General features: G+C 43.5%; 15 protein-coding genes. 9 read left to right on the top strand and 6 right to left on the bottom strand.

Features of this window, described 5'->3' with window-relative positions; all coding sequences use genetic code 11:
* Nucleotides 1-1,157, top strand: a 1,157-nt coding sequence (locus ACT8YW_RS03275) for an SGNH/GDSL hydrolase family protein (protein ID WP_444103997.1), incomplete at its 5' end; no start/stop codon positions are given.
* Between the two features lie 131 nt (nt 1,158-1,288).
* Here ACT8YW_RS03275 and ACT8YW_RS03280 read toward each other — a convergent pair.
* Genes ACT8YW_RS03280 through dxs form a run of 3 tightly spaced genes read right to left on the bottom strand, consistent with a single transcriptional unit; the run spans nt 1,289 to nt 6,010 of the window.
* Nucleotides 1,289-2,740, bottom strand: coding sequence for a TrkH family potassium uptake protein (locus ACT8YW_RS03280; RefSeq protein WP_444103998.1), 1,452 nt, complete (start codon nt 2,738-2,740; stop codon nt 1,289-1,291).
* A 23-nt stretch (nt 2,741-2,763) separates the two neighbouring features.
* Nucleotides 2,764-4,104: a Trk system potassium transporter TrkA gene (gene trkA / locus ACT8YW_RS03285; protein ID WP_009000401.1), complete on the bottom strand. Its 1,341-nt coding sequence runs from the start codon at nt 4,102-4,104 to the stop codon at nt 2,764-2,766.
* A 1-nt stretch (nt 4,105) separates the two neighbouring features.
* Nucleotides 4,106-6,010, bottom strand: coding sequence for a 1-deoxy-D-xylulose-5-phosphate synthase (gene dxs / locus ACT8YW_RS03290; protein WP_444104001.1), 1,905 nt, complete (start codon nt 6,008-6,010; stop codon nt 4,106-4,108).
* Between the two features lie 167 nt (nt 6,011-6,177).
* Between dxs and ACT8YW_RS03295 the strand changes: the two genes are divergently transcribed.
* From ACT8YW_RS03295 to ACT8YW_RS03315, 5 genes are all read left to right on the top strand, one after another.
* Nucleotides 6,178-7,197, top strand: coding sequence for a GSCFA domain-containing protein (locus tag ACT8YW_RS03295; protein ID WP_444104003.1), 1,020 nt, complete (start codon nt 6,178-6,180; stop codon nt 7,195-7,197).
* On the top strand, nt 7,173-9,713 hold the full coding sequence (locus ACT8YW_RS03300; RefSeq protein WP_444104005.1) for a bifunctional UDP-N-acetylmuramoyl-tripeptide:D-alanyl-D-alanine ligase/alanine racemase: 2,541 nt from the start codon (nt 7,173-7,175) through the stop codon (nt 9,711-9,713). The genes ACT8YW_RS03295 and ACT8YW_RS03300 overlap by 25 nt, the downstream gene beginning before the upstream one ends.
* 113 nt (nt 9,714-9,826) lie before the next feature.
* The gene (gene tatA / locus ACT8YW_RS03305; protein ID WP_444104006.1) at nt 9,827-10,048 is read left to right on the top strand and encodes a twin-arginine translocase TatA/TatE family subunit; all 222 of its coding nucleotides are present in this window, start codon (nt 9,827-9,829) and stop codon (nt 10,046-10,048) included.
* A gap of 17 nt (nt 10,049-10,065) precedes the next feature.
* On the top strand, nt 10,066-10,902 hold the full coding sequence (gene tatC / locus ACT8YW_RS03310; RefSeq protein WP_195355245.1) for a twin-arginine translocase subunit TatC: 837 nt from the start codon (nt 10,066-10,068) through the stop codon (nt 10,900-10,902).
* Nucleotides 10,865-14,251: an AAA domain-containing protein gene (locus tag ACT8YW_RS03315; RefSeq protein WP_444104007.1), complete on the top strand. Its 3,387-nt coding sequence runs from the start codon at nt 10,865-10,867 to the stop codon at nt 14,249-14,251. Before tatC ends, ACT8YW_RS03315 begins: the two co-directional genes overlap by 38 nt.
* A gap of 393 nt (nt 14,252-14,644) precedes the next feature.
* Here the strand turns inward: ACT8YW_RS03315 and ACT8YW_RS03320 are convergent, their stop codons facing one another.
* The 3 genes from ACT8YW_RS03320 to ACT8YW_RS03330 form a co-directional block, all read right to left on the bottom strand.
* Nucleotides 14,645-16,162: an MFS transporter gene (locus ACT8YW_RS03320; protein ID WP_444104008.1), complete on the bottom strand. Its 1,518-nt coding sequence runs from the start codon at nt 16,160-16,162 to the stop codon at nt 14,645-14,647.
* Nucleotides 16,163-16,428: 266 nt separating this feature from the next.
* On the bottom strand, nt 16,429-17,349 hold the full coding sequence (gene kduI, locus ACT8YW_RS03325) for a 5-dehydro-4-deoxy-D-glucuronate isomerase (RefSeq protein ID WP_444104038.1): 921 nt from the start codon (nt 17,347-17,349) through the stop codon (nt 16,429-16,431).
* 24 nt (nt 17,350-17,373) lie between these two features.
* Nucleotides 17,374-18,780: a PTS galactitol transporter subunit IIC gene (locus tag ACT8YW_RS03330; protein ID WP_009000412.1), complete on the bottom strand. Its 1,407-nt coding sequence runs from the start codon at nt 18,778-18,780 to the stop codon at nt 17,374-17,376.
* 301 nt (nt 18,781-19,081) lie between these two features.
* Here ACT8YW_RS03330 and ACT8YW_RS03335 point away from each other — a divergent pair, with 301 nt between their 5' ends.
* The 3 genes from ACT8YW_RS03335 to ACT8YW_RS03345 all read left to right on the top strand — a co-directional run bounded on the left by ACT8YW_RS03335 (nt 19,082) and on the right by ACT8YW_RS03345 (nt 23,090).
* Entirely contained in the window at nt 19,082-20,281 is a 1,200-nt protein-coding gene (locus ACT8YW_RS03335; RefSeq protein ID WP_444104009.1) for a glycoside hydrolase family 88/105 protein, read from the top strand.
* A gap of 9 nt (nt 20,282-20,290) precedes the next feature.
* Entirely contained in the window at nt 20,291-21,262 is a 972-nt protein-coding gene (locus ACT8YW_RS03340) for a pectinesterase family protein (RefSeq protein ID WP_444104010.1), read from the top strand.
* 88 nt (nt 21,263-21,350) lie between these two features.
* The gene (locus ACT8YW_RS03345) at nt 21,351-23,090 is read left to right on the top strand and encodes a pectinesterase family protein (RefSeq protein ID WP_444104011.1); all 1,740 of its coding nucleotides are present in this window, start codon (nt 21,351-21,353) and stop codon (nt 23,088-23,090) included.
* Nucleotides 23,091-23,158: the final 68 nt, after the last annotated feature.

Consider the following 23,158-nt stretch of genomic DNA (forward strand, 5'->3'; position numbering starts at 1 on the left):
ATTTGAACAAACGCTTGGATGGAGATATTTTCCCAATGAAACCCTCTGTGTTGATGGTTACTTTTGGTATGAATGACTCCGGATATTTTGAATATAATGGGGATAATCCCAAAGAATTCGGCGAACAGAAATATCAGGAAAGTATCAAGAACTACCAGCAAATGGAGAAGCGTTTCAAAGATCTTCCTGATACTCGTATTGTGATGGTCGGAACTTCCCCTTATGATGAAACCGTGCAATTGAAAGAGAATGTACTGTTCAAAACAAAGAACGAAACTATCAAACGTATCGTTGAATACCAGAAAGAATCTGCAGCAAAGAACAATTGGGAATTTACTGATTTGAATGCTCCTATGGTTGCTTTGAATCAACAAAACCAACAGAAAGACCCGACATTTACTCTTTGTGGCAGCGACCGTATTCATCCGGATAATGACGGACACATGGTGATGGCTTACCTTTTCCTGAAAGCACAGGGGTTTGTGGGTAAAGGAGTAGCAGATATGGAGATTAATGCCAATAAGAAACAGGCTGTTAAAGCAGAGAATTGTACAATCTCAAATATCAAGAAGAACGGAAAAGATTTGTGCTTTGACTATCTGGCAGAAGCTCTTCCTTATCCTTTGGATACTATCGCCCGTGGATGGGGACAAAAAAAGGCTCAGGCAGAAGCTACGAAAGTCATTCCTTTTATGGATGAAATGAACCGTGAAGTTCTGAAAGTAACAGGTCTGAAGGGTGATTATAAATTGTTGATTGATGAGGAAGAAATCGGAATATGGAGTGGAGATGACTTGGCAAAAGGTATTAATCTAGCTGCTGAATCCAAGACTCCTCAATATCAACAGGCATTAGCTGTGATGCACCTGAATGAATATAGATGGGAGATTGAGAGAAGTTTCAGAGACTATGCATGGACTCAATTTAGTTTCTTTCAACAAAAAGGATTACTTTTTGCCAATGACAGACAAGCTATCAAGGTTATGGATGAAAATCTTGAGAAGAATGGATGGCTGAAAGGACATCGGGATGGCTATACCAGAATGATGTCTGATGCTGTACGTGAGGCTCGTGAACAGGAAATGGATGTTCTTATCAATAAGATTTATGAAATAAATAAGCCTGTTGTAAGAAGGGTTTTACTAAGAAAGATATGATGCGATAACGGCATAGAAATAGGATAGAATACTCATCGTAATGAGAAAAAATACTCATACCTATGGAAATATATTCTCATAGGTATGAGTATTTTTTCTCATAGGAATAAGTATAGTTGAGAATTGAGCTTTTAACTCTTCTTCCAGAAGTCGGAAGTGAAAAGCAATAATACTGTAAACAATTCCAAGCGTCCCAAGAGCATTAAGAAAGAAAGCAGCCATTTGGCAGCATCAGGCAATGCACTCCATGAGAAAGCCGGACCACATGTGCCGAGGCCTGGTCCCATATTACCTATGCTTGAGATTACGGTTCCTATTGATTCCAGAAAACCGACTCCTAAGCCCATCATGACAAGTACACTGATGATAACAATGACCACATACAAAAAGGTGAAAGCCAATACAGTAGACTGAATGGAAGGGGAAATAACTTGCTTATTTACCCGCACCGGGAGTATGGCGCTAGGGTGAAGAATATGTTTGAATTCATTTTTCACTACTTGAAACAGGATAACCATACGAATACACTTGATACCTCCTGTTGTACTGCCGGCACAAGCTCCGATAATCATCACAATAATGAGGCAGCCCCAGAGGATAGAAGGCCAGAGCATATAGTCAGCTGTGACGAATCCCGTAGAAGTTTGCAATGAAACCACTTGGAAAAGCGATTTCCGGAATGCCTCCTCTACTCCCATAGAAGAAGTCTGATGGAGCCAGATAGCAATGAATAGAGTGAAGAATGAAACACAAATAAAGTAGAACTTCAGTTCCGCATCATGTAGGAACTTCTTAATCTTCCCATTAAACATCAACAGCAGCAACGTGAAGTTAATACCTGAAAGGAACATGAAAATGGAAATTACATAGTCTATGTAAGGTGAATGGTAATATTCAATGCTGGCCTGTTTGGTAGAGAACCCACCAGTGCTGGTCGTTGCAAAAGCATGACATACACTGTCGAATATACTCATGCCACCACCTATTAATAAAATAATCAGCGTTCCCGTCATTCCGGCATAAATACCCCAAATCCATTTAGCAGTGATGCCAATGCGAGGATGAACTTTATCATGAGTAGGTCCACTGGCTTCTGCTGCGAACACCTGAATTCCGCCCACACCGAAAATCGGCAGAACGGCAATGGTGAAGAATACAATACCCAAACCACCTATCCATTGCGTCATAGCCCGCCAGAAAAGTATTCCGTGGGGCATTGACTCTATATTATTCAGAATAGTGGCACCTGTACTGCTAAATCCGGACATCGTTTCAAAAAATGCATTCGCAATATTGGGAATATATCCTCCTATATAATAAGGTAACATTCCGAAAAAGGAAAAGGTAACCCATGCTGCGCTGACGATGACATATCCATCACGGCGATTCAAGGATTTCACAGCGTCTTTCCCGATGGCAAGCAGCAGAAAGCCAATACAGGCTGTGACAGCAGATGAAATCAGGAAACTCTGCAAGTCATTCTCTTTATAAAAAAGAGAAACCGCTCCACAACATAACAGCATTGCTGTTTCTATCAGAAGCAAAAAGCCCAGAATCCGGAATATCATCTTTGAATTAATCATAAATTGGTTTAGTTGTCTTATGCTTAATTAAAGAACTTCTCAATCTTTTTAATCATCATACTCAGACAGAATACGACTACATGGTCGCCGGGACGGATTTGTGTATCACCCGTCACCAAGATACCTTCTCCGTTGCGGATCATTCCTCCGATGGTAGTACCCTTCGGGAGTCCCAGGTCTTTAATCAGGTGTTTGGTGATTTTAGCACCTTCCGGTACAGTGAATTCTGCAACGTCCGCATTGGCAAAAGTAAGACATTTCACATTAGACACGTCGGCATCCAACATCATTTGGTAGATATGGCTGGCAGCGATCATTTTTTTATTGATAACAGTACCGATGTCAAGACTTTCCGCCATACCGATATAGTCGATATTCTCCACTTCTGCCACTGTCTTTTCCACTCCCATACGTTTAGCGGCGAGACAGGCTAGAATATTTGTTTCCGAGTTACCGGTCAGAGCAACAAATGCTTCGGTATTCTTTAGTCCCTCTTCGATGAGCAAATCCATGTCGCGACCATCTCCGTTGATAATCATTGTCTTATCATCCAGTAACTCTGTCAGGCGGTTACAACGGTTCAGGTCATTATCAACTATTTTCACCTGCATATAGTCCGGCACATATTGTGCGGTACGGACTGCGATACGGCTTCCCCCCATAATCATCACATTGCGTACGTCGGCATAATCTTCCTTGCCGGCTATCTTACGAATATAAGGAATATACTTGCGGGTAGTGGTGAAATAAACAATATCATGCAATTTAACGACATCGTCTCCACGGGGAATAATCGTTTCCGTTCCACGTTTGATGGCTACTACGTGATAAGGTATGTTAGGACCACCTAGCTGATGCAGCGGTATATTCAGGATTTCAGCCTTTTCGCGCATCTTCGTGCCAATCAGAACCAGAGAACCTCCACAGAACTCCCACCATTGACGTACCCAGCTCATACGCATGGAAGATACGATTTCTTTGGCAGCCAGCATTTCCGGGTAAATCAGAGAATCTACTCCCAACTTCTGGAAAAACTCTTTATTTTTGGGCAGAAGATATTCGTAATTGTCGATACGTGCCACTGTTTTTTTAGCTCCCAGATTGGTAGCCAGCATACAGGCAGTCATGTTACGGCTTTCGTCCGGTGTGACTGCGATAAACAGGTCGGCTTCTTTGACGCCCACTTCTTTCAATCCGGAGATGGAAGAAGGAGAAGCGGCAACAGTCAGCAAGTCAAAATTGGCACTAAGAGCACTTAGTTTCTCTTCGTCATCATCCATCAAGATGATATCTTGCTTTTCGCGTGATAACAACTTGGCCAAATGGGTGCCTACGTTGCCGGCACCGGCAATAATAATCTTCATGTCAATTGATAAATTCTTGTATTTTAGTCAGAATCCCTTCTTCATCCATGCCGCACAGTTGATACAGTTCGGCAACTGATCCATGCTCAACAAATAGGTTGGGGATACCGATACGCTTCACGGTTGGTTTGTATTCGTTGTCTGCCATAAATTCAAGGATAGCACTACCCATACCGCCTTTGATAATCCCGTCTTCGATAGTCAGGACACGTTGGAATTTGCGTCCTACCTCATGTAATAGCTCTTCGTCCAGCGGTTTCAGGAAACGCAAATCGTAATGGGCGATCGACAGACCGAAATCAGCTTCTGCCCGGGGGATGGCACGGGCAGCTATGTTTCCTATCGGTCCGATAGTGATAACCGCAAGGTCGTTGCCCTCTTTCAGTTTTCGTCCTTTTCCCACCGGAATCTCTACCAGCGGACACTTCCAGTCTACTAATACACCGCGTCCGCGAGGGTAACGGATCACGAACGGACCCTTGTCCGGTAATTGTGCCGTATACATCAGGCGACGTAATTCATGTTCATCCATGGGCGAACTGATCGTCAGATTGGGGATTGGACGCAAACATGCCATATCAAAAGCTCCGTGATGAGTGGGACCGTCTTCGCCAACCAGTCCGGCGCGGTCGAGGCACAAAACAACAGGGAGATTCTGAATTGCTACGTCATGAATGATATTATCATGCGCGCGTTGCATAAAAGATGAATAGATATTGCAGAATGGTTGCAGTCCGTCTTTTGCCATCCCACCGGAAAAAGTAACCGCATGTCCTTCGGCAATGCCTACATCAAACGCACGTTTGGGCATTTTCTCCATCAGTATGTTCATCGAACAGCCGCTAGGCATGGCGGGAGTGACACCGACAATCTTCGGATTGGCTTCGGCAAGCTCTACCAATGTATTTCCGAATACATCCTGGAAAAGCGGAGGCATTCCTTCTGTGTTAGCAATGAAACGTTCGCCGGTGACGGGATCGAATTTGCCGGGAGCATGCCATTCGGTAGCGTGCTTCTCTGCCGGTCCGAATCCTTTTCCTTTGATAGTATGCAGATGCAGGATTTTAGGTCCTTGCATATCTTTGATGTCGCGCAGTACTCTTGCCAGATTCTTTACGTCGTGTCCGTCTATCGGACCGAAGTAACGGATATTCATCCCTTCGAAAATATTCTGTTGCTGTGCAGCCATTGATTTCAGGCTGTTCCCGAAACGTATGAGCGCTTTGCGACGTTCTTCGTTTAGGATGCCGAGCTTGAATAACATGCGCGAGAGCTTGAAACGTAATTGATTATAGCGGTTGGAAGTTGTCAGGTTGAAGAGATATTGCTTCATGCCTCCTACACTACGGTCAATGGCCATATCATTGTCATTCAGGATAATGAGCAGGTTGTTCGACGTGGCAGATGCATTGTTCAGCCCTTCAAAAGCCAGTCCGCCACTCATGGAACCGTCGCCGATGATGGCTACTACATGGCGTTTGACATCTCCTTTTCTGGCGGCTGCGACAGCCATACCGAGAGCTGCAGAAATAGAATTGGAAGCATGTCCGCACGTGAAAGTATCATATTCGCTTTCTTCCGGAGACGGGAAAGGGCGGATTCCTCCGAGTTTCCTGTTCGTAGAAAAGGCTTCACGGCGTCCTGTCAGTATTTTGTGGCCGTATGCCTGATGTCCCACGTCCCATACGATACGGTCATAAGGTGTATTGTAGACGTAGTGTAGAGCTACGGTCAGTTCCACTGTTCCCAGACTGGCAGCAAAATGCCCCGGGTTACAGCAGAGTTCTTTAATAATGTCTTGCCTTAATTCACTACATACCTCCGGCAGTTGCTCTACGTCTAGTCTTCGCAAGTCGTCAGGATAATTGATAGTGTTTAGCAAGTTATATATCGGTTCATTCTTCATGATTCGAGGAAATTTAGTGCAAAAATACGAAAAGAAAGTATATTCGCCCCCCTTTTTTTTATAAAATCTTATTCGGCATAAGGACGTATCTGTTTTTCCATGCTCCCTAAGATTATTGAATCGTGAGGAAAAAGAGGTAGGAAATTGTTTTTTGATTACTTTTGCACATGAAACGTAATGAAATGATGGAAAATCGTATGAACTTTCAAACATCTGTAGAATTGCCTGCCGGGATGCCACCTGTCAGTCATACAGATCGTATTCTCCTGATGGGCTCCTGTTTTGCAGAAAATATCGGGAGGCAATTAATGGACGCCGGGTTTCGGCTGGATCTGAATCCTTTTGGTATCCTTTATAATCCTTTGTCCGTCTCATCCTCTTTGAGAGAGATTATGGGAAATAAAGAATATACCAGCCAGGATTTGTTTGCCTACAAAGGCTTATGGCATAGCCCGATGCATCACGGCACTTTTTCAGCTTTTACGCCTGAAGAAACATTGCATACAATAAATGCCCGTCTTCATCACGCCCATCAAAGATTGCCGGAATTGAACTGGCTAATGGTAACTTTGGGCACTGCTTACGTTTATAAACAAAAAGAGAGTGGGCAAGTGGTAGCCAACTGCCATCAACTGCCGGAAAACCATTTCTTACGTTACCGGCTTACTGTTGAAGAAATTGTAGAAGATTATACAGCGCTTATCACCGGGATGGCAGCTTGTAATCCGGAATTAAAATGGCTGTTTACAGTCAGCCCTATCCGTCATATACGCGACGGAATGCACGCCAATCAATTAAGTAAATCTACGTTGTTACTGGCCATCGACCGATTGCAGCAACTGTTCCCGGAACGAGTGTTCTATTTCCCCTCTTATGAAATCATATTGGACGAATTGCGTGATTATCGCTTTTATGCTGACGATATGCTGCATCCGTCTCCTCTAGCGATTCGTTACCTGTGGGAACGCTTCTCCGAAACCTTTTTTTCCGCTGAAACAAAGCAGGTTATCATGGCAGTACAGGATATCCGCCGGGACTTGGCACATAAACCCTTTCACCCCGAGTCAGAGGCGTATCAACGCTTTTTAGGACAAATAGTGTTAAAAATAGAACGACTTATCGGAAAATACCCGTACTTAGATTTTCAAAAAGAAACAGAACTATGTCATATGCGATTGAATCCATAGCCAAAAGTATCGGTGCCCGCCGTATGGGCAAACATAAAGCGACTATTGATTGGCTGTTAACAGACAGCCGCTCTTTGAGTTTTCCGGAAGAAACTCTCTTTTTTGCTTTAACTACCAAACGAAATAGCGGAGTCCGTTATATCCCCGAACTATACGACCGGGGCGTACGCAATTTTGTAATAACAGAAGAAGACTTTAGATTAATTGAGAATGGAGAATTGAAAATGGAGAAATCTGGGCAGGATGATGATGCGCAGCCAATTCTCAATTCTCAACTCTCAACTCTCAATTTCCTTATCGTTCCCAATCCTCTGAAAGCTTTGCAGAAGCTTGCCGAAGCACATCGTGATAAATTTAAAATCCCTGTGATTGGTATCACCGGAAGCAATGGAAAAACCATTGTGAAAGAGTGGTTGCATCAGTTACTTAGTCCGGATCGTTGTATCGTCCGTTCTCCGCGTAGTTATAATTCGCAGATTGGAGTTCCTCTTTCTGTATGGCAACTTTCAGAAGAAGCAGAACTGGGCATTTTCGAAGCCGGTATCTCCGAAATGGGAGAGATGGGAGCCTTGAAACGAATGATAAAGCCTACCATTGGTATTTTGACTAATATCGGTGGTGCCCATCAGGAAAACTTCTTCTCATTGCAAGAGAAATGCATGGAGAAGCTGACACTTTTCAAAGACTGCGATGTAGTGATTTACAACGGTGATAACGAATTAATCAGTAATTGTGTCGCAAAATCAATGCTGACTGCACGTGAAATTGCCTGGAGCCGTAGAGATATTGAACGTCCGTTGTATATCAGCCGTGTAATCAAGAAAGAAGATCATACCGTTATATCCTATCGTTATCTGGAAATGGATAATACATTCTGTATTCCTTTCATCGATGACGCTTCCATTGAAAATGTGCTGAATTGCCTGGCAGCTTGTCTTTATCTGATGACACCTGCCGACCAGATCACCGAACGGATGGCCCGTCTCGAACCGATTGCCATGCGTCTGGAAGTGAAAGAAGGAAAAAATAACTGCGTATTGATTAATGATAGTTATAATTCAGACCTGGCATCATTGGATATTGCGCTCGACTTCCTGGTACGCCGTTCGGAAAAGAAAGGCTTGAAGCGGACACTGATCCTGTCGGATATACTGGAAACCGGACAAAGTACCGCTACGCTCTACCGGCGTGTAGCACAGTTGGTGCAGAGTAAAGGAATAAATAAACTGATTGGTGTAGGGCAGGAAATATCTTCCTGTTCCGCTCGTTTTGATGACGATCTCGAACGTTACTTCTTTCCTAACACAGAAGCACTTCTTACATCCGGTATACTCAAATCACTTCATTCGGAAGTAATCCTGGTAAAAGGCTCGCGCGTGTTTAACTTTGATTTGGTATCCGAAGAACTTGAATTGAAGGTACATGAAACCATCCTCGAAGTAAACTTGGGAGCGATGGTCGCCAATCTGAACCATTATCGTTCCATGCTTCGCCATCCGGAAACAAAGGTGATCTGTATGGTGAAAGCATCCGCTTACGGAGCCGGTTCGTATGAAATAGCCAAGAGCTTGCAGGAACACCATGTCGATTATCTGGCTGTGGCCGTGGCTGACGAAGGTTCCGAACTTCGTAAAGCAGGTATTACCGCCTCTATTATAATCATGGATCCGGAGCTTACGGCATTTAAAACCATGTTCGATTATAAGCTGGAACCGGAAGTCTATAATTTCCATCTGCTCGACGCACTTATCAAAGCGGCAGAAAAAGAAGGAATCACCAACTTCCCCATTCACGTGAAACTCGATACTGGTATGCATAGGCTCGGCTTTGCAGTGGAAGATATTCCATTGCTCATCCGTCGACTGAAGAATCAGAGCGCGGTGATTCCGCGTTCGGTATTCTCTCATTTTGTGGGAAGTGATTCGCCGCAGTTCGACGCTTTCACTCGCAGGCAGATTGAATTGTTCGAGAAAGGCTCGCAAGAATTGCAGGCTGCCTTCTCTCATAAGATTCTCCGTCATATCTGTAATACGGCAGGAATCGAGCGTTTCCCTGATGCACAATTTGATATGGTGCGCTTGGGAATCGGACTTTATGGAGTTAGCCCGATAGACAATTCGATTATACATAATGTAAGTACGTTGAAGACTACCATTCTTCAGATACGGGATGTTCCCCAAGAAGATACGGTAGGATATAGCCGGATGGGGCATTTGGCACGTCCTTCACGCATTGCGGCCATTCCTATCGGCTATGCGGATGGATTGAACCGCCATTTGGGACGTGGCAACGCCTATTGCCTGGTGAACGGAAAGAAAGCTCCTTATGTAGGGAATATCTGTATGGACGTCTGCATGATCGATGTGACGGATATTGATTGTCGGGAAGGCGATCAGGCTATCATCTTTGGTGATGATCTTCCGATTACGGTGTTGTCCGATAAGCTGGATACGATCCCTTATGAAGTGTTGACAAGTATATCGACACGGGTGAAGCGGGTATATTATCAGGATTAGAATTTTCTAATAACCCTGTGTTGTCATAAAAAACAGGGTTGATCTATGTAACCTGTGGTGAAAATGATTATATTTGCAGCAACTATTAAAAACCTCTTATATCAAATAAACTTATGACAAACTTATTATTGTTAGGCTTTTTGCCTAGTGGTTCCGAATGGATTATTATCGCTTTGGTTATCCTTCTTCTTTTTGGTGGAAAGAAAATCCCTGAACTGATGCGCGGATTAGGCAAAGGTGTAAAGAGTTTCAAAGACGGTGTGAACGAAGCGAAAGATGAAATAAACAAGGCAAAAGACGAGTTGGACAAACCTGTAGATTCTTCTAAGAACTAAAAGAGCACAACATACGGATGGCAGAAATGACCTTTTGGGATCATTTGGACGAACTGCGTAAGGTGCTTTTTCGGGTAGTTGGAGTTTGGTTTGTATTGGCGATAGGCTATTTTATTGCTATGCCCTACCTCTTCGACCATGTGATACTTGCGCCTTGCCACAATGATTTCATATTCTACGATTTATTACGGCATATCGGTAAAACATTTGATTTGACCGATGACTTCTTCACACAACAATTTTATGTGAAGTTGGTCAATATCAACTTGGCTGCTCCTTTCTTTATTCACATGTCGACAGCATTTTGGATGTCGGTGGTGACGGCTATGCCTTATATCTTTTTTGAAATATGGCGTTTCATCAATCCCGCCCTTTATCCGAATGAGAGAAAGGGCGTGCGTAAAGCTTTGACTATAGGAACAGTGATGTTTTTCATCGGCGTACTGTTGGGTTACTTTATGGTTTATCCGCTGACTCTCCGTTTCCTGTCTACCTATCAGTTGAGCTCGGAAGTGGAGAATATCTTGTCTCTTAATTCCTATATAGATAATTTTATGATGCTGGTTCTCTGCATGGGATTGGCTTTTGAACTTCCGTTGGTTACATGGCTGCTTTCTTTGCTGGGAGTGGTGAACAAGTCTTTCTTGCGGAGATACCGCCGTCATGCGGTGGTTGTCATCGTGATAGCAGCTGCTATTATTACTCCGACGGGCGACCCCTTCACATTGAGTGTCGTAGCTATTCCACTTTATCTGTTGTACGAGATGAGTATTTTGATGATAAAAGACAAGAAGAAAACCGAAGAGGAAGAGGAAGATGAAGCTGGAGATGAAGTTGCCTTGTCCGAAGAGTGAAGCGATAGAATCTTATGAAATCCTTTTAGCAGTTTGCCGGGCAGAAGATGCCTATCTTGCCGTAGGATATAAGCAAATGCGCGACTTGCTGGAACGCATTTGTCGCGGGCAAATGCAAAACGAAAGTTTACAGATGACTGATCTTTCCGCACGAATTAGTTTTGTGTCAGCTAAGGTGGGTCTTTCTGTTACAGAGCAGAACCAGCTGCATACTTTCCGGTTAACTTCAAATGCTATCCTGAACCGTCAACAAGAGCCCAACCGAGAACAACTCTTGCGGGATGCGAAAACTCTGGCTTTCTTTATCCGTAAACTCTTGGATGAAGATATTCCTCTGGAACTATATCGACTATTTCCGCGTGCGGATGCCACCTATTTGGTTGCGCCTCCTGCCCGCGAGCGGGTACAGCGGATGCGTGTCTGTTTCCAGTATGCCGACGAACAATATCTGTATGTGACTCCCTTGGATGAAGTTTCTGAGCAGCCATACCTTGTCTGTTATAATGTTCCTCAAATCAATGAAGAGTTTGCAGAAACGTGCAAGCTGCTTTGGCGGCATGCGCAAGTCAATTTATTGGATGTAGCCATCGATGAAGCAGGAATCCTGACCCCTTCTTTTATCGTACTCGAACCGGATTACTTGCTCGACATCAGTTCCCTTGCCGAGTGTTTCCGTGACTACGGACACCATCCGGCCAACTATTTTCTTTCCCGTCTTCAACCGATCGAAAATGCCCGTCCTTTATTACTGGGAAATATAGCCAACCTTTTTCTGGACGAATGGATTCATGCAAAGAGTGAAGAGATTGACTATCGTACCTGTATGCAGAAAGCCTTCCGGCGTTATCCTATTGAACTGGCCGCCTGCTCTGATTTGCGAGACAAGGAGAAAGAACGCCAATTCTTTGAAGACTGTAAATTGCACTTCGATCATATTCGTGAAACAGTAAATGACACTTTTCATGCAGCCGGCTATGAGCTTGACAAGACAGATGCCGTGCTCGAACCATCTTATATTTGCGAAGCACTCGGACTTCAGGGACGTCTTGACTATATGCAGCGGGATATGTCTTCTTTTATCGAAATGAAATCCGGTAAAGCGGACGAGTATGCTATCCGGGGAAAGGTAGAACCGAAAGAGAATAATAAGGTACAGATGTTGCTTTATCAGGCGGTATTGCAATATTCGATGGGAATGGATCACCGGAAAGTGAAAGCCTATTTGCTTTATACCCGCTATCCGCTTCTTTACCCTTCTCGTCCTTCGTGGGCGATGGTGCGCCGGGTAATTGATTTGCGTAATCGGATTGTAGCCGATGAATATGGCATCCAATTACGAAACAGCCTTGAGTATACGTCACAAAAACTGGAAGAAATCAATGCTTCCACCTTGAATGAACGAGGATTGAAAGGGCGTTTCTGGGAAACATACCTGCGTCCTTCTATTGATAACTTTCAATCGAAGCTGAAAGCTCTTTCCGCATTGGAAAAGAATTACTTCTATGCGGTGTACAACTTTATAACAAAGGAACTTTATACCTCAAAATCCGGTGACGTGGATTATGAGGGACGTACAGGGGCAGCTTCTTTGTGGCTCTCTACATTGGCGGAGAAATGTGAGGCTGGAGAAATCATTTATGATCTGAAAATAAAGGAGAACCATGCCGCCGATGAACATAAAGCCGGACTTACTCTTACCTCTGGAAGTGAGATGCTTCATGCTGAAACTTTCCTTCCTAATTTCCGTCAAGGCGACGCCATTATCCTTTATGAACGAAACTGTGATACAGATAATGTCACCAATAAAATGGTTTTCAAAGGCAATATCGAGTATCTGACAGAAAACGAAATAGGTATCCGCTTGCGTGCTACCCAGCAGAATCCATCCGTACTTCCGGCCGAAAGCCTTTATGCCATAGAGCATGATACTATGGATACGACATTCCGCTCGATGTACCAGGGCTTATATGCTTATCTTTCTGCAAGAAAAGAACGTCGTGACTTGTTGCTGTCACAACGTCCTCCGAGGTTTGATGAATCATTGGATTCCATGATTTTCTGTTCGGAAGACGATTTTACGCGAGTCGCCCTGAAGGCAAAAGCCGCACAGGATTATTTCCTTCTTATCGGACCTCCAGGAACAGGCAAGACTTCATGTGCCTTGAAGAAAATGGTAGAGACTTTCCATGCAGACAAGGATGCGCAGATTCTTTTGCTTTCCTATACCAACCGGGCGGTTGATGAGATATGCAAGTCGTTGGCTTCCATTGCTCCGGCAGTTGACTTTATCCGGGTAGGAAGTGAATTGTCATGTGATGAAGCCTACCGCGGGCATCTGATTGAAAATGAATTATCCTCTTGCAACCGTCGTTCGGAAGTTTACGAGCGTATTCGGAATTGTCGGATTATTGTGGGAACGGTAGCGGCTATTTCCGGTAAGCCGGAACTGTTTCGCTTGAAACATTTTGATGTAGCTATTATTGATGAGGCTACCCAAATCCTGGAACCGCAGTTGTTAGGAATCCTTTGTGCACGTGGAGAAGATGAAAAAGATGCAATAGATAAGTTTGTATTGATCGGAGATCATAAGCAACTGCCTGCTGTTGTGCAGCAAAACGCAGAACAGGCGGCAATCTATGATGAATCATTATTGTCTATCGGATTGAGCAATCTGAAAGATTCTTTGTTCGAACGTCTTTATCGGAACTGTACGGCAGCCTGTTCATCGTCTGCTATTCATCGTTCCTATGATATGCTTTGTCGTCAGGGACGCATGCATCCGGAAGTTGCCTTATTTGCCAATCGTGCTTTTTACGGGGGGCGACTGATTCCTGTCGGACTACCTCATCAAATAGAGGACTCGGACACGATCTGCCGTTTAGCCTTTTATCCGTCTGTGCCGGAGAAAGCAGGAGCATCTGCCAAAATCAACTATTCGGAAGCACGTATCGTTGCGGATTTAGCCGTTCGCATTTATGAACACCATCAGTCGGATTTTGACGAATCCCGTACTTTAGGAATCATTACTCCTTACCGGAGTCAGATAGCATTGATTAAAAAAGAAATAGAATCAGTAGGTATTCCGGTTTTGAATCGCATTCTGGTTGACACGGTGGAGCGGTTCCAGGGAAGCGAGCGTGATGTAATAATCTATTCCTTCTGTGTCAATTACCCTTATCAATTAAAATTTCTATCCAATCTGACGGAAGAAGAGGGTGTTTTGATTGACCGAAAACTGAATGTTGCCTTGACCCGTGCAAGGAAACAGATGTTCATCACGGGAGTTCCCGAACTCTTGGAACGCAATCCTCTCTATAAAAGTTTATTAAAATTAATAGAAGGCTCCTGAAAAATTGCATCATTTTTGCAGATGTTAGTTTTTATTCTCTCTTTATGCAATTCATTAACACCTCTATATTGAACAAACGCCTATATTTGCAATACGTTTTTTTCATAGAGATTTAGATTTAAGGTTAGAAGAATTGTGGAAGTCGTGAGACTTCCCTTTTTTTCATCTTAACGTTTACTATACTTCATTATAGGAATGCAAAACACTGTTTTTTAGTGTTACGTTTAAAAAATTTGCAGGAGGATGATGCAGGATAAGTAAACCTAAAAAGCCTTCTTCGTGAGAAGAGGCTTTTTTATTTTTTCATTTTTTGAATAATTGGTTAAAAACAAAAGAGTAATCCGTCACCGGATTACTCTTTTGTTTTTATTGATAGTATCTATTGAAATGGAATTAATCCAATACGATAGGTTTGTATTTTGGAACTAATGCTTTCATGATGATCCAGCCAATCAGATAAGCTACTGCACACACGCAGAAGATAATGAAATATCCGGCCGGTTTACCCTCAAAGCCCATGAATGTCATAGCAGGGTGTACAAATTGCGCTCCCTGTTCCAGCAACTCTTTCGTCATTTCCACTTCTTTGCCGTCAACCATCGTTGTTCCGGAAGCATATACGAATAAGTTACCTGCCACTTTCTGAAGAATCATGGAACCGAAACCACCTGCCATACCACCGATACCAGTGATACTTGCGATAGCAGTTCTTGGGAACATATCACCTACGGTAGAGAATATATTGGCCGACCAGGATTGATGAGCAGCTCCACCAATACCGATTAAGATAACCGGGAACCATGGAGAAACAGTACCTAACGGTTGTGCTAACAGTACAACCAGCGGGAAGAAGGCGAAGATTAGCATCGCTTTCATACGGGCTGCATACGGATTCATACCTGTTCTGTTGATGAAGATAGTAGGTAATTTACCACCATAGATAGATAACATAGTCACTGCATAAAGCGTAAAGATCAACGCCATACCCAGCGGGTCGGAGGTTTTGATACCGAATTGTGTATTCAGATAAGACGGAGTCCAGAAAAGGAAGAACCACCATACGCCGTCAGTCATGAACTTACCGAAGACAAAGGCCCATGTTTGTTTGTAGCTGAAACATTGCCAGAATTTCATTCTCTTTTCATCTTTTTCGTCTGTCATTGGAGCACTGCCTGCTTCGCGATTATCTTGCTCGATGTAGTCAAGCTCTGCCTGATTGACATGTTTGCTTTTCGACGGGGCATCATACATAAACACCCAGAATCCCATCCAGATAAAGCCAAGTCCACCAATTACGATAAATGCCATTTCCCAACCGAACATTTTTGCCAGAATAGGAATGGTAAGAGGAGCGATTAATGCTCCGATAGATGCACCGGCATTAAAGATAGAAGTAGCATAAGCGCGGTCTTTTTTAGGGAAGTACTCTGCGGTTACTTTAATAGCGGCAGGGAAGTTACCGGCTTCTCCTAAAGCAAGGATACAGCGGGCGGCGAGGAAGCAGTACATACTGACCGTAGCAATAGTCACTACCACGTCTCCTGTGGCACCGGCCAGTTCTGCTGCGCTATGAAGACCTACCTGTGCTTCTGTGACAACACCACAAACGGCATGAAGACAAGCACCTGCCGACCATACACCGATAGCCCATAGAAAACCTTTTTTAGTTCCCATCCAGTCGACAAAACGACCGGCAAACAGCATACATATAGCGTATACAATGGAGAAAACAGAAGTAATAGTACCGTAGTGAGATTCGTCCCAGTGAAATTCCGGTTTGATAAATTCATCCCACGTCAATGAGAGAACCTGACGGTCGAGATAGTTAACTGTAGTAGCAAAAAATAGCATAGCACAGATGGTCCATCTGTAGTTTGTCATCTTTTCGCCTGTTTTTTGAAATGTATTCATGATAATGGATTTAAATAGATTTTGTTTCGTTGACAAAGGTCGGTATTTCGACTGAATTTTATTTGTAAAAATTGGTCAAAATCATGTATTATTCGTTGCATTATAGTTGGATTTTGTTACATCCTATATATAATAAGGTAACGAATATTTGTTCTCTGGGGGAAGAATACGTAAAATCCGGAAAACTTCATCCCTTTCTCCCGCAAGAGAAAAGAATGAAGTTTTTCGGATCATTGATTATATGCATGAACAGGAATACGCAACGGTTAGCGCATTTCTGTATATTTGATCTTGTCCATGTCTCCGTAATCGAGGTTTTCACCTGCCATTCCCCAGATAAACATGTAGTTGCTTGTTCCGGCAGCAGCGTGGATAGACCATTCCGGTGACATGATAGCTTGTTCGTTCTGCATCCATACGATGCGTTCTTCTTGAGGTTCGCCCATGAAGTGACAGATAGCATTTCCTGCCGGTACATTGAAGTAGAAGTATGCTTCTACACGACGAGAGTGAGTGTGTGCCGGCATGGTGTTCCATACGCTACCCGGTTTCAACTCTGTCAGTCCCATCTGCAATTGGCAAGGACCTTCTTCAAGTACGTTGTTAACAATCAACTGGTTGATAACGCGGTCGTTGCTTTCTTCCAGCTTTCCGGCAGCAAATGAGTTTGCTTTCAGAGAACCTTTACGTCCGTCGATAGTAATCAATTGAGTCTTGTATTCCTTGTGGGCAGTAGCCGAGTTGATGTAGAATTTGGCAGGATTGCTGGAATCTTTGCTCTTGAAAGTCACTTTCTGCTTGCCTCTACCTACGTACAAAGCATCTTTGAATTTCAGCACGTATTCTTTACCATCTACGGTTACGATACCTTCGCCACCCACATTGATGACACCCAGTTCGCGACGTTCGAGGAAGAATTTAGCTTTCAGCGGGTCGATTGTTTCAAGTACCAGTTCTTTAGTTGCAGGTACTGCGCCACCGAAGATCAGACGGTCGTACATTGAATAAGTGACGTTGATTTCGTTTGGAACCATCACTTTTTCCATCAGGAAGCTACTACGCAAGCGGTTAGTATCATACGTTTTCACGTCTTGCGGATTGCAAGCCACTTGCATCTTGTAATTCACCTGGGCAGAAGCAGACATCGCTGCGATACCCAACATCATTGCAATTGCTAATTTTTTCATCATCTTTTCTTTATAGTATTTATATTATTCTTTATTATTCATTGCTGCATTTTTTGCGTCATTCCGGGTCATGCGGATACGGTTGTAGATAGCCATTCCGAGTGCCAGTGCCACAAGGATGGCAGGACCGATAATTTTCAGACTGTAAGTCAGGTGGAAGATACCCCAGCAGAAGAGGCTGGAAGCGAAGTCGAGTGCTCCACCTTCAAAACCGGCGGGGATATTTACTGTCGGGTCGCCTGTTGCAGCATATACATCTTTAGCAGCCATTGTGAAGAAGCCTGCCAGTTCGGTTACGAAATACAGACCTACGATCAAAGCTACCAGACCGATAATGAATGATTTCACTACGTTACCTTTTGTAATAGGCAGAATCATCGGGAACAGATAGAACATACCTGCCAGAGAGGCCAAAGGTAAGAAACGGTTGCCCGGAAGGATAACAGCCAGGAAGATTGTAACAGGAATCAAAAGTAGGGATACCACCAAAGTAGTCGGGTGACCGATAACCAATGCAGGGCTCATACCGATGCTCAAACCGGTGTTATTCTTATATTTTTTAGCGATCAACTCACGGGTCGCGTCAGAAATCGGTTTCAAACCTTCGATGAAAAGGCTGGTGATACGTGGAATCAATTCCATCACCGCACCCATCTTGATACCTAATCCTAAAATACCCGGAATACCATCCAATACTTCTTTCCAGCTGGCACAACCCAATGCTCCGATACCGCAACCAATGACGATACCCAGGAACAACGGTTCACCCATCAACCCGAATTTCTTTTTCATACCTTCGGAGTCGATATTCAGTTTGTCGAATCCCGGAATTTTATCAAGTAGTTTATTGATTACAATAGCAAACGGAACAAAACTTTGGCAGAAGGGTTGTGGAATAGAGATACCCTCCATTTTATCATAGAACTTTTGAAAAGCGGGAGCAGTCATATCCGCCATTACCAGTGTAATGATGTAGCAGATGATTGCTGCGAAGAATCCCCAGAAGATATTGTCGGAAGCAAAATAAACGATCGCTCCGATAAAGGCGAAATGCCAGTAGTTCCAAAGGTCGATGTTGACAGTGCGGGTTGTTTTGGTAAGCAACATCAGCAAGTTAACGCCCAGACAAACCGGGATAATAAAAGCACCGACAGAGGTGTTGTAGGCAACTGCTGCTGCAGAAGGCCATCCCATGTCGAAAATTCCCAGTTCCAATCCGTAGATTTCTACCATTTTACTTAATGCAGGGCCCAGGCTGCTGGTAAGCAACGCTGTCACTACCGATAAACCAACGAAACCGACACCTACCAATAAACCGCTTTTCAGCGCTTTAGAGAATTTAATACCGATACATACTCCTAAGATTGTGAAAATGACCGGCATCATCACTGCCGCTCCAAGACCGATAATGTACTTGAATACTTCTTCCATTCTGTTCTATTTTTTCTCTGTTTTAATGATAAATTTCCAGTGTTTCCCCAGAGGGTATTAGTTGTAAACCGTGCCAAAAGTAAGACCTTTTTTGCTTTCTTCCAAAACGAAACTCTTAATTTATTAGATATTGCATCAAAAATGGACATTTTTGACGTTTACGTGCACAAAATTAGTCGTTTCCGTGCACGAAAAACAAAAAATGCACCTACTTGACTAAAAATTCCTACCGGGTTTGGAGGAAAAGCACTACTTTCGTAGCGTGAAAAAAGACTATGTTGAATCCTTAAAATAACAAACCATGAGACAAACTCCTTTTTATAATTTTTTTATATTGGCTTTATTGGTTACAATGACCGTTTCGGTATCAGCGCAGCAGGTCGACAGTAAGTTGCCCTGGTCTGTACGATTGACTGAATCGGAAATGATCCGTTACCCGCAATCCTGGCAGCTTGATTTTCAACCGAAATTGAAGTGGGACTATTGCCATGGACTTGAATTGGGAGCCATGCTCGATGTTTATGATACTTATGGCGACAAGAAAATTCGCGATTACGCCATCGCATACGCAGATACAATGGTGCACGACGACGGAAGCATTACAGCTTATAAACTAACTGATTATAGTCTCGACCGTATCAACTCCGGAAAAATTCTTTTCCGTATCTATGAGCAAACGAAGAATCCTAAATATAAAAAAGCGCTCGATCTGCTTTATAGCCAGTTTGAAGGACAGCCGCGCAATGAAGACGGTGGTTTCTGGCACAAAAAGATTTATCCTTATCAGATGTGGCTGGATGGGATTTACATGGGAGCTCCTTTCTATGCTGAATATGCTTTCCGTAATAATCTTCCGCAGGATTATGCAGATGTAATCAACCAATTTATCACCTGTGCGCGCCATACGTATGATCCTAAGAACGGTCTTTATCGCCATGCGTGTGATGTAAGTCGTACCGAACGTTGGGCAGATCCGGTGACCGGACAGTCGAAACATACTTGGGGACGTGCAATGGGATGGTATGCGATGGCATTGGTGGATGTGCTCGAATTTATTCCGCTGCATGAAGCCGGAAGAGATTCCCTGCTGGATATCCTGAATAATGTGGCTGTGCAGGTGAAGAAACTTCAAGACCCCAAGACAGGAGGATGGTATCAGGTAATGGACAGGAGTGGGGACAAGGGAAATTATGTGGAATCTTCCTGCTCTGCTATGTTTATTTATTCGCTCTTTAAGGCGGTACGTCTGGGATATATTGATAAATCTTATCTGGATGTAGCACTGAAAGGTTATAAGGGATTTCTCGATAATTTTATCGAAGTGGACAAAAACGGATTGGTAACCATCACCAAAGCTTGTGCAGTGGCAGGATTGGGAGGAAAGGTGTACCGTTCCGGCGATTATGATTATTATATAAATGAAACTATCCGCAATAATGATCCTAAAGCCGTAGGACCTTTTATTATGGCTAGCTTGGAATATGAACGTTTACAAAAGTAATTTCCAGCGATGAAAAGGACTATTTTGAAAGGAATGATGTGTTTGCTTCTGCTTGGCGTGGGAGCAACATCTGTTTATTCACAGCAACAGCAACGCAAAGACACAATCATTGTGACACGTGACGGGACGGGAGACTATCGTAATATTCAGGAAGCAGTGGAAGCTGTCCGCGCTTTTATGGATTATACGGTAACTATATTTATCAAGAATGGTGTCTATAAAGAAAAACTGGTCATCCCTTCTTGGGTAAAGAATGTTCAACTGGTGGGCGAAAGTGCAGAGAAAACGATTATCACTTATGACGATCATGCCAACATCAATAAGATGGGGACATTTCGTACCTATACAGTAAAAGTAGAGGGAAATGACATTACTTTTAAAGATCTGACGATTGAGAATAATGCGGCTCCATTGGGACAGGCGGTAGCCCTTCATACCGAAGGTGACAGGCTCATGTTTGTCAACTGCCGTTTCCTGGGAAATCAGGATACTATTTATACGGGTTCTGAAGGAACACGACTCTTATTTACCAATTGTTATATCGAGGGGACTACTGATTTTATTTTTGGTCCCTCAACTGTTCTATTCGAGTATTGTGAGCTTCATAGCAAACGTGATTCATATATCACGGCCGCTTCAACCCCACAAAGTGAAGAATTCGGATATGTCTTCAAGAACTGCAAGTTGACAGCTGCTCCGGACGTGAAAAAAGTATATCTGGGTCGTCCGTGGCGTCCTTATGCCGCAACAGTCTTTATTAATTGTGAGTTTGGCAATCACATCCGCCCCGAAGGATGGCACAACTGGAAGAATCCGGAGAACGAAAAAACGGCTCGTTATGCCGAATTTGGAAATACCGGTGCAGGTGCTGATACGGCAGGACGTGTAACGTGGGCCAAACAACTGACGAAGAAGGAAGTAGCGAAGTATACTCCGGAAAACATCTTTAAAGAAAGTAGTAACTGGTATCCTTATAAATGAGAGAAGCAAGGCGAATGATTGCCAGCCCGCTTGTGATTATCAGTTTCAAGCCTTGAAACTATTAGTTGTATTATAATTATAGATAAATATGAAGACACAAAGACATAAAATGTGGGGGCTGCTGGCAGCAGTTTTCATTCTTTTTTCTGCATTTCGTGCGGACAAACCGGTTATCACTATCTTCATGATAGGCGATTCGACCATGGCTAACAAGAAAATAGATGGAGGAAACCCCGAACGTGGTTGGGGAATGGTGCTTCCCGGATTCTTTTCTGAAGATGTACGGATAGACAACCATGCTGCTAACGGACGCAGTTCCAAGAGCTTTATCAGTGAGGGACGTTGGGAAAAAGTGATTTCCAAAGTGAAAAAAGGAGATTATGTCTTTATTCAGTTCGGCCATAACGATGAGAAAGCAGACTCTACCCGTCACACTGATCCGGGGACCACTTTTGATGAGATTCTTCGCCGCTATGTGAATGAAACCCGTGCCAAAGGTGGAATACCGGTATTGTTTAACTCTATCGTCCGTCGTAACTTTGTACAACCAAAGGATGACGTCATTGCAAAAGATGTTCGTCGTACACCGGGAGAAAAGGAACAACCGAAAGAGGGAACCGTTTTATTCGATACACATGGTGCTTATCTGGATGCTCCCCGCAATGTGGCAAAAGAATTGGGAGTGACTTTCATTGATATGAATAAAATCACTCACGACCTGGTGCAAGGACTTGGACCCATAGAATCTAAGAAATTATTTATGTTTGTCGAGCCCAATCAGGTGCCTGCCTTCCCGAAAGGCCGTGAAGACAATACTCACTTGAATGTATACGGAGCACGAACCATTGCCGGATTGGCGGTGGATGCCATTGGCAAGGAAATTCCGGAACTGGCGAAATATATCCGTCATAACGATTATGTAGTGGCTCAAGATGGTAGCGGTGATTTCTTTACTGTGCAGGAAGCGATCAATGCAGTTCCTGATTTCCGCAAAGATATCCGTACCACTATTCTGGTTCGCAAGGGGGCTTACAAAGAAAAGATTATCATACCTGAATCCAAGATTAATATTTCCCTGATTGGAGAAGACGGTGCAGTATTGACTTATGACGGCTTTGCAAACAAAAAAAATATATTTGGCGAAAATATGGGAACTTCCGGTTCATCCAGTTGCTACATCTATGCTCCCGATTTTTATGCGGAGAATATCACTTTCGAGAACTCATCAGGCCCCGTAGGACAGGCAGTTGCCTGCTTTGTGTCTGCCGATCGTGCCTATTTTAAGAACTGTCGTTTCCTGGGCTTTCAAGATACTCTCTACACATACGGTAAGCAAAGTCGTCAATATTACGAAGATTGCTACATCGAAGGAACAGTCGATTTTATTTTCGGATGGTCTACGGCTGTTTTCAATCGCTGCCACATTCATAGCAAGCGCGACGGTTATGTCACTGCTCCCTCTACCGATAAAGGGAAAAAGTACGGCTATGTCTTCTACGATTGCCGGTTGACGGCTGATGCGGAAGCTACAAAGGTCTATTTGTCACGTCCCTGGCGTCCGTATGCACAGGCTGTATTTATTCGCTGCGAACTGGGGAAACATATTCTTCCTGTTGGCTGGAATAATTGGGGTAAGAAAGAGAACGAAAAGACAGTCTTCTATGCCGAATATGAGAGCCGGGGCGAAGGAGCCAATCCGAAAGTGCGTGCCGCTTTCTCCCAACAACTGAAAAACCTCCAAGGATACGAGATCACGACTGTACTGGCAGGCGAAGATGGATGGAATCCGATAGTGAACGGAAACAAACTGATAACAGTGAAACGTTGACTTCACGAATTTGTAAAGAAATGAATTACTAAGCAAAAAACAATGGATATATAAAAGACAATAGATCA

This window comes from Bacteroides sp., from assembly GCF_052357945.1.
In the GTDB taxonomy this organism is placed as follows: Bacteria; Bacteroidota; Bacteroidia; order Bacteroidales; family Bacteroidaceae; genus Bacteroides.

Bases quoted from the DNA above. Each gene is read 5' to 3' on its own strand.
- ACT8YW_RS03315 (WP_444104007.1), top strand. From the start codon at position 10,865: ATGAAGCTGGAGATGAAGTTGCCTTGTCCGAAGAGTGAAGCGATAGAA.
- trkA (WP_009000401.1), bottom strand. From the start codon at position 4,104: ATGAAGATTATTATTGCCGGTGCCGGCAACGTAGGCACCCATTTGGCC.
- ACT8YW_RS03330 (WP_009000412.1), bottom strand. From the start codon at position 18,780: ATGGAAGAAGTATTCAAGTACATTATCGGTCTTGGAGCGGCAGTGATG.
- tatA (WP_444104006.1), top strand. From the start codon at position 9,827: ATGACAAACTTATTATTGTTAGGCTTTTTGCCTAGTGGTTCCGAATGG.
- ACT8YW_RS03300 (WP_444104005.1), top strand. From the start codon at position 7,173: ATGTCATATGCGATTGAATCCATAGCCAAAAGTATCGGTGCCCGCCGT.
- ACT8YW_RS03280 (WP_444103998.1), bottom strand. From the start codon at position 2,740: ATGATTAATTCAAAGATGATATTCCGGATTCTGGGCTTTTTGCTTCTG.
- ACT8YW_RS03345 (WP_444104011.1), top strand. From the start codon at position 21,351: ATGAAGACACAAAGACATAAAATGTGGGGGCTGCTGGCAGCAGTTTTC.
- ACT8YW_RS03295 (WP_444104003.1), top strand. From the start codon at position 6,178: ATGAAACGTAATGAAATGATGGAAAATCGTATGAACTTTCAAACATCT.
- ACT8YW_RS03340 (WP_444104010.1), top strand. From the start codon at position 20,291: ATGAAAAGGACTATTTTGAAAGGAATGATGTGTTTGCTTCTGCTTGGC.
- tatC (WP_195355245.1), top strand. From the start codon at position 10,066: ATGGCAGAAATGACCTTTTGGGATCATTTGGACGAACTGCGTAAGGTG.
- ACT8YW_RS03335 (WP_444104009.1), top strand. From the start codon at position 19,082: ATGAGACAAACTCCTTTTTATAATTTTTTTATATTGGCTTTATTGGTT.
- dxs (WP_444104001.1), bottom strand. From the start codon at position 6,010: ATGAAGAATGAACCGATATATAACTTGCTAAACACTATCAATTATCCT.
- ACT8YW_RS03320 (WP_444104008.1), bottom strand. From the start codon at position 16,162: ATGAATACATTTCAAAAAACAGGCGAAAAGATGACAAACTACAGATGG.
- kduI (WP_444104038.1), bottom strand. From the start codon at position 17,349: ATGAAAAAATTAGCAATTGCAATGATGTTGGGTATCGCAGCGATGTCT.